Here is a 9,547-nt window from a genome sequence, read left to right on the forward strand (position 1 = left end):
GCGGCAAGCCGCTGCATAGGGAACGCCTTCGCTTCGCTTCGGCGGGTTTTCCGCGCAAGCGCGGAAATCGGATTCCGCAAGCGGAATCACTGGTGGTGAACCAATTCGCGCAAGCGCGAATTGGTGGGATTCCCGCAAGCGGGAATCCGGCTGGCTGGGAGGGGTGGTGGCTCGCTCTGATGCACCGTGTAGGTTTTGACTTGGCTTGCCATTGCCTCTCTTGTCGTCTTGTTCGGTTCCTCTCGGTGAAGGCGTGCGCCAGAGGAGCCGCAGGGTGTGGTCGTCGGAACGGTCCGGTCTCGGCCGGCCTCCGGGGTTGCAGCTTGACCTGATGCCGTGGCGGAGACCGTGTTCGACTCGCTCTTGAGTTGACTCTCGGGGCCGACTGCTTCGATCCGGTGAAGCCTGTTCGGCGACTCTTGATGCACTATGATGCACTGTGTAGCTTTTGATTTCTGGTGCCACCCCCTCCTCGGAGGGTCTCCTGTTTTCCGATCTTCAGCCCGTTCGACTCGCGCCATGCACTGGGAAGGGAATTCAGAAATGGCTGTGAAGCTCCGGCCCCATCAGGTGGAAATGGTGGAGGCGATCGTGCGCGGTCTCGACATCCCGCCCGGCGGCCTGGTGCCCGCCGGGGGGCTGCGGGTGACGGCGGTCTCGCCGTGCGGTAGCGGGAAGACGATCAGTGCCGCCTCGGTGGCGCTGCGGATCGCGGGGGGCGGGCGGGTGCTGGTCCTGCTGCCCACGCTGGACCTGCTGACCCAGACCGTGCAGGAGTGGCGGAGGGTCGGGCACGAGGGGCCGGCGGTGGCGGTGTGCTCGTTGCAGGACGACGTGCTGCTCTTCTCCCTGGGTATCCGGTGCACCACCAACCCCCTGCAGCTCGCGCTGTGGTTCGGTACCGGACCGGTGACGATCTACGCGACCTACGCCAGTCTCGACGTGCTCGCGGCCGCCTTCCAGGGCGCCTACGGGCAGCGGCTGGAACCGCTGGACCTCGCCGTGGTGGACGAAGCGCACCGGACGTCGGGTTCGTTGGGGAAGGCGTGGGCCGACATCCATCACCAGGGGGTGATCCCGGCGGTGCGGCGGCTCTACATGACGGCGACGCCGCGGGTGTGGCAGGAGCGGGCGGGGCGGCGGCCGCGGGAGGGGGCGAGGGATCCGCTGCCGGAGGAGCTGGCGGCGTCGATGGACGACGAGACGATCTTCGGTCCTGTCGTGTACAGACTGACGATGGGGGAAGCGGTCTCCAGAGGGATCCTGGCGCGGTATCAGATCATCGTGGTGGAGATCCCCGACCCCTACCTGACACCGGAGCGCCTGAGCGGGCCCGAGCGCAACGAGGAAGAGGTGCGGGGGCTGCGGCTGGGCGCCGTCCAGGCCGCGATGATGCGCACCGCGGTGGAGCACCGCCTCCGCACCATGATCACTTTTCATCACCGGACCGTGGAGGCGGAGGCTTTCGCCGCCGGCCTGCCGAAGGTGGCCGCGCAGCTGCACGCGGACATCCCGAGCTTCTATCCGGCGCCGGAGGAGGTGTGGGTGGACTGGCTGTGCGGGGAGCACGCAGCGGACCAGCGGCGCAGCGTGCTGGGGGCGTTCGGCAGTTGGCCTGGCATGGCGGTGCTGTGCAACTGCCGGGTCCTGGGTGAGGGCGTGGACGTGCGGGCGGTGGACTCGGTGGCCTTCCTGGATCCGAAGGGCTCCCCCGTCGAGATCGTGCAGGCGATCGGGCGGGCGCTGCGCAAGAGGCCGGAGGACGAGAAGCTGGCGTCGCTGGTGGTGGTGTGCTTCACCCGGCCCGGGGAGAGTGAGGAGGACATGGTGACCTCCGCGTCCTACCGGCCGCTGGTGCGGGTCCTGCAGGGCCTGCGGGCCCACGACGAGGAGGCCGTGGACCTGCTGGCCGTCCCCACCACGAACACCCCCAACCAGCCGCCGGTGAGGATCGGCGCCGCGCCGGGCGAGGGTGAGGCGGAGGACCGGTTGCTGGTGCGGTTCTCCTCGCAGCGGGACCCGTACTTCCTTGCGGATCTGGTGCAGTTCAACGTGATCGACACCGAGCGGATGGACTGGGCGCGCGGCTACATGGCGGCCAGGGCGTTCCGGAAGCGGGAGAAGCACCTGCGGGTGCCGTACGAGCACCAGGAGGGCGGGTACGGGCTGGGGCGGTGGATCAGCGTGCAGCGCCGTGTCCACGGGGCCGGCGGTATGGAGGGCGGGCGGTACCGGCGTCTTCAGGCGCTGGGGATGGTGTGGGACGAGCAGGAGGCCGCGTTCCAGGAGAACCTGGCCGCGGCCCGGGCCTGGTACGCCGAGCACGGCACCCTGGCCGCCCCGCGGGGCGCGGTGGTGCTCGGGCGGGCGGTGGGTCAGTGGCTGTCGAACTGCCGCCGGCCAGGAGCGATGGACGGGCAGCCCGGGCGGGCTGAGGCCCTCTCCGGGATCGATCCGGACTGGAACCCGGACTGGCCCCTCGCCTGGCAGCGGCACTGGGCCGGCGTCGCCCTGTGCCTGGACGGCGGCGCCACCCTGGCCGACCTGGTCCCCGGGGTCAGCGTCGACGGTGACGACATCGGACGCTGGCTGGAACGCCAGCGCCGGCCCTCGGTGTGGAACGGTCTGCTGCCCGGCCAGCGCGAACGCCTCACCCGCCTCGGCATCCACCCCCACCCCTCCCCCGGCATGCAGGGCGCGGCGCAGGGCGGGGATGGTGGGGTGGAGAGCGGTGGGGGCGCGCGTGGTGGTGGAAAGGGTTCGGGTGGGGGTGGTGCGGCGTTCCGGCGGGGTGTTTCTGCCCTGCGGCAGTACGCGGAGCGGGAAGCGCGGGTCGTCGTCCCGCGGGGCCATGTCGAGGCCTTGGCGGACGGCAGTGAGGTGAAGCTCGGGGTGTGGCTGTCGAACGTGAAGAGCCGCCGGGATCGTCTCGATGAGGCGCAGCTCGCCGAGTTGGCGGCTCTCGGCCTGTCTTGGGCTGTGGTGGTGGTCTGACGGGTTCGTGTGGGGGCTTGAATGGCTGTTGGTGGCTGTCATGGTGGGGCGGGTCGGTCTGCAGAGGGTCGGTCGACGACGAGTGGTACGTTCCGGGGAGGGGTGCGCGGATGGGGTACGAGGTGGAGGCCGAGGCCACCCTGCGCCAGTGGGTGGATGCCTACGCGAAGCTGCGGGTGGGAGAGGCGGGCTGGCGGTTCCGGTCGTTCGCGCAGGCCGTTGGCGAGCTCGGCACCGTGCAGCGGCCGGCGCCGTGGCCAGGGGACAGGGGGCAGTGGGCGCGCGGGCGGTGCTTCGCTGCCGCCACCGACTACGCCGAGAGCACCGGTGCGGTCTATGTCGAGGGATTCGTGCTGGTTGCGGATCTGGCGCAGTGGCCGGTGTTCGAGCATGCCTGGTGCCTGCGCGAGGGCGCGGTCGCGGACCCGTCGCTGCCCGACGGGTCCGCGGTGCTGTACTTCGGGATTGCGCTGGCGGACGGGTACCGGCGCGCCGAGCAGGCCCGGCGTGGTACCCATGCGGTCCTCACGACCGATCCGCAGCAGCCCTGGTCCCTGGTGAACGACGAGGCCTTGCGCCGGGGCCTGCCGGAGGCGGCGGTCCTGTCGGGGTTCGGTGTGCCGTAGGGCGGGCCCGGCTCATGCCCTGGTGTCTGGTGGGCGCGATACGGTGTCGTGGTGAACGGTGAGTGGGCCACGAGGGTGGCGGGCGTTCGGGTGGGGCGTCTCGCTCCGGAGGAGCCGGGGGCAGGCGGTCAACGATGACGTCGATACCCGCGTCGGAGGCCCTGCGTCACGCCGCGGCGGTCGGTGGTCGGCTGGTGGACCTCGTTCAGCAGCAGGACTGCGGAGCCGAGCAGAAGTGCCCGTGGAGCCTGGTTCGCGCTGTGGGACTGTCGGCCGAGAAACGCGCGGCCGCTGCCTGGATCGTCGCCGACGAGATCATGACCTCCCGCACCGGCGTCGAGCGCGCCATCTACGCACTGTGGCGGGAGGCCACACTGTCCGGCACCACGCTGACCGGCGCAGACCGGACCAAGGTGTACGCCTATGCCTTCAGCGTGTTCGGCACCCCCTCGGCGGTCAGCGGTACGGGCCACGGCCTGCCCGGCTACATCGGCGAGTGGCTCTGGTACTTGACGACACGGGATCTCCCGCCGCCGGCCGGGCGCAGCGTGGAGTTCCTGGCCGCGCCGTCGTTCGAGGTGCGCGACAGCGGTGGCGACGGGCTGATCATCCACCGGGTCGCTGAAGGCGGTCCGGAGCTGGTCTTCCGCCTGTGGGAGATGAAGAAGTACACCGGCGCGGACCCGAGCCTGACCGGAACGATCACGGAGGCCTGGAAGCAACTGACCGAGCACGGTCCGCGCTACTTGGCGCAGATGTCGTGGGGCGGGAGGCTCCTCGCCCCGGACACGGAGGTGTTCGTGAGCGGGCTGGTGGGGCACTGGGTGGACGCGCACCCGGCGAGCAGCGGCGGGGTGAGCGTGGCGACGAACGCCGCGAGCATCCCGAAGAAGAAGGCGTTCCAGCTCGCGCACAAGCACTTCCCCTCCCACACCCACCCCGGGGCGATGCAGGGTCTGGTGGTCGCGGTCGACAATCTTGACGAATTCGCCCAGGCCGTGAGGGGGTACGTGTGGAGCGCACTCTAGATCCGGCGGTGCTGGCGGCGGCGCTCGGTGTGCACCGGCCCGGCGGCGTCCTGCCGAGCCCCGAAGCCCTGCTGAAGACGATCACCGACCTGGAGATCGCCGCGTTCCGTTCCGAGTTCGAGGTGACGGACGAGACGCTGGGCACGGCGTGGCTGCTGCACGGGCTGGCCGCGCTGGATTCGCGGGCTCCGGAGTACGACCGGGCGCGGATCCGGCACGCGTTCGCGGTCAGCGCGCACGTGCTCGACCTGGCGCTCGCCGACGAGCGCCGCTCGCCCGCGGACCGGCTGCAGATCGCCTTCGCCGCGCAGGCTGGCTACCGGCGCTGCGAGCAGGACCCGAACGCGACCGCCGTCTACCGGCGCGTCGCTGATCTCGTGCACACCGAGACGGAGATCTACACGCACATCGGGACGCTCGCGGTGGAGGCCGGTGTCGCCTTCCTCGGCCTGGACCGGCCCGCGCTGGTCGGCGCGCTGCGGGCCTGGCGGCGCCAGCTCGCCGGCCTGCGTGAGCTGATGGGGCGCGAGTCCCTGGCGGGCACCATGTTCGGCCCGGGGGAGGCCGTCGTCGAAGCCGTCCACCACCTCCAGCTCCACCTGGTCCTCGGAGAGGAGGAGCACCTGCGGGCCGCCCGCGAGTTCCTGCTCTCGGTCCTGGAGCAGCGGGCCGGACACGGTGACCGGCTGGCGCTGTGGGTGGCCGCCCACCTGCTGGAGCTGAGCGGAGAACTCGCGGACAGCAGCCTGTACACCCTGCTGCCGGCTGGTACCCCGGGGGCGGTGGCACGCACCTTCGCCCTCTCCAGCCCGCCGGTGCTGACCCTGTGGCCGCCGCAGCGCCAGTTGCTGCGGCTGGAACGCGGCAACCCGGTCGACCCCGCCACCGAGCGGAGCCTGATCAGCGTGCCCACCAGCGCCGGCAAGACGCTGATGGCGCAGCTGGTCATCTGCTCGCACCTGGCGCAGCGGCCCGGTCGGGTGCTGTATGTCTCGCCGATGCGCAGCCTGGGACGGGAGATGCGGGCGGCGCTGCGCAGCCGGCTGCGCGGGCTGGGCCGACGGCTGGCGGCCGAGCGGCCCGACTTCCCCGTCGACGTGATCGACTTCGCCGCCCGGGGGCCGCTGACCGGCGACGTGGACATCGTGACCCCGGAACGGCTCATGCACATGATCCGCAACAATCCCGAGATGACGTTGGACGACGTCGGGCTGATCGTCGTCGACGAGGCGCACCACCTCGCGCAGGGCCGGCGCGGGTTCGTCCTGGAGGGTCTGCTGGCCTTCCTGGCCGCGAGCACCTACCAGGTGCGGCTGGTGCTGCTGTCCGCGGCGGTCGGAAACCGGGCCCAGCTGGCGTCCTGGCTCGACCCCGGCCGGCCTCCGGAGGAAGTGGCCTTCACCGACACCTGGCGCGGGCCTCGGCGCCTGCACGGCCTGATCTACCCGTCGCTGCTCAAGAACCAGGCCGAACTCGCGGACCGGCGGCCCAGCGCGAAGCAGCTCTCGACGACCAAGGCCACCGTGCCGGTGGCGATGCGCCTGGATCTGCGGCCCACCGCCGGGTCCGAGGTCGCCCACCTCATTACCGGCCGGCTCGGGGAGCGGACGTTCGCCGCCGCCAACCCGTGGGAGTGGAACGCCCAGACCAAGCTGTCCGGCGGGATCACGAACTACGCGGTGTTCGCCGCCGGGGCGGCCGCCCTGACGAAGACCGGCAGTGTCCTCATGGTCGTCGACACCAAGCGGATGGCCCGAAACACCGCCCTGGCCATCGCCGGGAACCTGGAGGAACGCCCCGAGGCCGGCGCCCTCACCGAGTTCCTCGCCGACACCCTGGGTCCGGAGCACCCGCTGGTGCGCTGCACTCGCAACGGCGTCGCCTACCACCACGGCGACCTGCCCGACGACGTGCTCCAGGCCGTCGAGACCGCCCTGCGGGAGAACCGGCTGCGGGCCATCGCCAGCACCAGCACCCTCACCGACGGCGTCAACCTCCCCGTGCGCACCGTCATCATCCACAGTGGCCTCGACGGCGACCAGACCCTCTACCAGGGCCAGCGGCAGCTGCGTCCCGCCGAACTCCTCAACGCTGTCGGCCGGGCCGGCCGGGCCGGCCGGGAAAGCGAAGGCTGGATCCTGCTGACCCGCCCGTACCCGCCCGCCCCTGCCGACTTCGACGCCCTCACCCCCGACACCGACCAGCTCACCGTCGCCTCCGCCCTGCTCGCCGAGGACGCGCTGGCCGAACTCGCGGCCGCCGAGGACCGACTGCGCGCCGACGCCGACGCCGTCTTCGCCCTCGCCGGCACCACCACCGCCGACTTCGCGGCGTTCGTGTGGTTCGTCCTTCAGGCCCAGGCCTCGACTCCCGCCCTGCCGACGGGTCATGACCGGCTGGCCGCAGTGGGGAAGCTGCTGGCCATGGACACAGCCGGCGACACGGCTGCCGCGACGCGGTGGCGCGCCTTCGCCCGCAATGTCATGGAGGCGTACGACCGCACCGACCCGGCAAGCGCGCGACGCTGGTCCACCACAGGAACGAGCCTGCGCTCCGCACGGGTGCTCGACCGCCTGGCCCAGGACCTCACCCGCGCCCTGGCGCAGCACGCACAGGAGGCGCCCGCCGACCCGGCGACGGCCTGGCTCACCGCGACACCGCAGTGGTCGCTGGAGAGGACCCTGGACTTCCTGGCCGAGCACCAGGTGTTCGAGCAGCTCCTCGACCTCCCCGAAGCGGCCCGGGCCTGGAACTTCACCACCCGTGAGAGCGCCGGATCACCCGTCGAGGTCCCCGTCACCGCAGCGGTGCGCAACTGGGTGAGCGGCGAGAGCATCCCCCGCCTCGCCGGCGCCTGGATGCCCGGCATCCCGGCCGAGTGGGCCCTGGAACAGGCCGTCCGCTGCATCAGCAGCACCTTCGAACACGTCCTGTCCTGGACCCTCGGAGCCCTGGTCAACCTGGTGAACGAAGCCGGCACACACGTACCGGGAACGCCGCTGCTCAACTCCCAGACGGCCTGGCACCTGCGGCACGGCGTCGACACCGAACAGGCCCTGACCCTGCTCACCTCCGGCATCACCTCCCGCCGGCTCGCCCACGCCATCGGCAGCGACGCCGCCGCTCACGCAATCCGCCCTGCGGACCTCCGCGGCTGGCTCACCAACCAGGACGCCGACGGCTGGGCCGCGTCCTACGGCGCGACGACCTACGAGATCGACGACCTCCTCGACTACGTCCGCACCCCCTCCACTCTCGTCAACGACCTGCTGGCCCGCAGCACCGTCGCCGTCCAGGTCCGCGCCCTCCTGCCGATCGCCGATGCACCCGCCACCCTGGTGCGGCCCAGCAGCACCAGCGCGAGCATCGGCGTCCACGTCGACAGCCGACTCGTCGCCACCGTGCCCCCCGACCGCCACCTCGACGTCCTGGCGATGCTCGATGCCGGCTTCGACCTCCACCACCGACTGCGCGGCAGTGGCCTGATCACCAGCCGCGCACCCATCCCCGGAGAGGGGCCCGACCGGCCGTAGCGAACGACGCCGACACGAGGCCCTCGCCGCTGACCGCCGAGGGGGGTGCCGAACACGCAGCCGGAGGTTCGGGGGCGGGCCGGCGGCGGGTGTCGGTCGGTTCGTCGGCGGATTTCGCCTCCGCCGGCCCGGGTGGTGGCCGATGATGGGCCTGCCGGGGCCGTGGAGGCAGCCCGGGGCGGGGGAAGGGGTCGTGTGTGGAGTTGACCGGTACGGGTCTGTGCGGCTCGCCGTGGCCGGAACTGCTGCCCGACCGGCGCCCCGTCCTGGTCGTGCCCGCCGCGGCCGCCTCTCCGGTGGTGGCCGGGGAGGACTGGACGGCGCACCCGCCCGGGCACGACCCGGCCCCCGGATGGTCGGCCGTCCTCGACGGGCAGCACCTGACCGTGCGCCGGTCCGGCGGGTATCCCTGGTTCGAGGGTTCCGTCGCCGTCGGCCGCCAGTGGCAACGCGCGATCCGCGCGCACCGCACCCTGCTGCTGGTCACCGGACCGTTCACCGGCGTCCTGGACTTCAGGGCCGCCGCCGACTCCGGCGGGCTGCTGCTCCTCACCGTTGCCGCCCGCCTCACCGAGACGCCCTGACCCGCCGTCCGCCCCGGGCGGGGTACGCAGACCGGTCGGCACGGCGCAGCGGCCACGGTCGGACCGCTGGCGGCGCGCGTTCGACGCCGTAGAGCCAGAGTCGGGCTCACTGGCTGGTGGCGGAGGAGGGGTTCCGGGAAGGGGTCGGGGCTGAGAGGATCGAGGCCGTTTCCGTGGAGGTCGTCGTGCGTCGACTGTTCGAGCGCTGGGGTACCGGGCGGGCCGAGGCCCAGGTGGTCGCGGATCTGCGCGAGGCGGCCCTGCGTGCCATCTACCTGCGGGAGAAAGCCGCTCAGCCGGACGGGGCACGACCGGACATCAACCCGCACACGCCCGACAACACCACGTACTCCCTGGCCTCCATGCTCACCTTCGACAGCGGCGGAAGCCGTCAGCCCGGGTCGCTCGGCCGGGTCGTCCACATGGTGTTCGGCGGCCAGCCGGAACGCGTCGAGTCCCGCCGCCGGTGGCTCGTCTGGGAACTCGAGCGGCTCGGCCACCCCGAGGCGGCCCGGTTGCTGTCGGACCTGACCGCGCAGGACGCCGTACGGTACATGGGGCCCGGAACGTTCCCGCTCGGCCCCGGGGCATGACCGGCCGGGCCGGGGGCGGCCGGTGACGGCGTTGCGGCACCGGTAGGGGCGACCGGGCCGAGCTGTCGCCCGTACCGTGCCCAGGGGCCACGAGGCGGGGCTCGTGGTGACCCGTCGAGTTCCCCCGCGTCCGGTGACCGACGGGCCTTCCCCGGGCCGGGCCTTGTGTCCATGGGGCCGGTCCGCGTC

At 72.1% G+C, this 9,547-nt stretch carries 6 protein-coding genes; all 6 read left to right on the forward strand.

All coding sequences use genetic code 11. The features are described 5' to 3' along the window. Positions 1 to 543 precede the first annotated feature (543 nt). The 6 genes from ACW14Y_RS41840 to ACW14Y_RS41865 all read left to right on the forward strand — a co-directional run bounded on the left by ACW14Y_RS41840 (position 544) and on the right by ACW14Y_RS41865 (position 9,358). Positions 544 to 2,994: a Helicase associated domain protein gene (locus ACW14Y_RS41840; RefSeq protein ID WP_456988790.1), complete on the forward strand. Its 2,451-nt coding sequence runs from the start codon at positions 544 to 546 to the stop codon at positions 2,992 to 2,994. A 110-nt stretch (positions 2,995 to 3,104) separates the two neighbouring features. Next, positions 3,105 to 3,620: a hypothetical protein gene (locus ACW14Y_RS41845; RefSeq protein ID WP_456988792.1), complete on the forward strand. Its 516-nt coding sequence runs from the start codon at positions 3,105 to 3,107 to the stop codon at positions 3,618 to 3,620. 134 nt (positions 3,621 to 3,754) lie between these two features. After that, entirely contained in the window at positions 3,755 to 4,648 is an 894-nt protein-coding gene (locus tag ACW14Y_RS41850) for a hypothetical protein (protein WP_456988794.1), read from the forward strand. Further along, the gene (locus ACW14Y_RS41855) at positions 4,633 to 8,181 is read left to right on the forward strand and encodes a DEAD/DEAH box helicase (RefSeq protein ID WP_456988796.1); all 3,549 of its coding nucleotides are present in this window, start codon (positions 4,633 to 4,635) and stop codon (positions 8,179 to 8,181) included. The genes ACW14Y_RS41850 and ACW14Y_RS41855 overlap by 16 nt, the downstream gene beginning before the upstream one ends. Before the next feature lie 197 nt (positions 8,182 to 8,378). Next, a complete protein-coding gene (locus ACW14Y_RS41860; RefSeq protein WP_456988798.1) occupies positions 8,379 to 8,765 on the forward strand; it encodes a hypothetical protein in 387 nt (128 codons plus the stop codon). 185 nt (positions 8,766 to 8,950) lie between these two features. Beyond that, complete coding sequence (locus ACW14Y_RS41865) at positions 8,951 to 9,358, forward strand: hypothetical protein (protein WP_456988800.1); 408 nt, start codon at positions 8,951 to 8,953, stop codon at positions 9,356 to 9,358. Positions 9,359 to 9,547 lie beyond the last annotated feature (189 nt).

This window comes from Kitasatospora sp. cg17-2 (genome assembly GCF_054031055.1).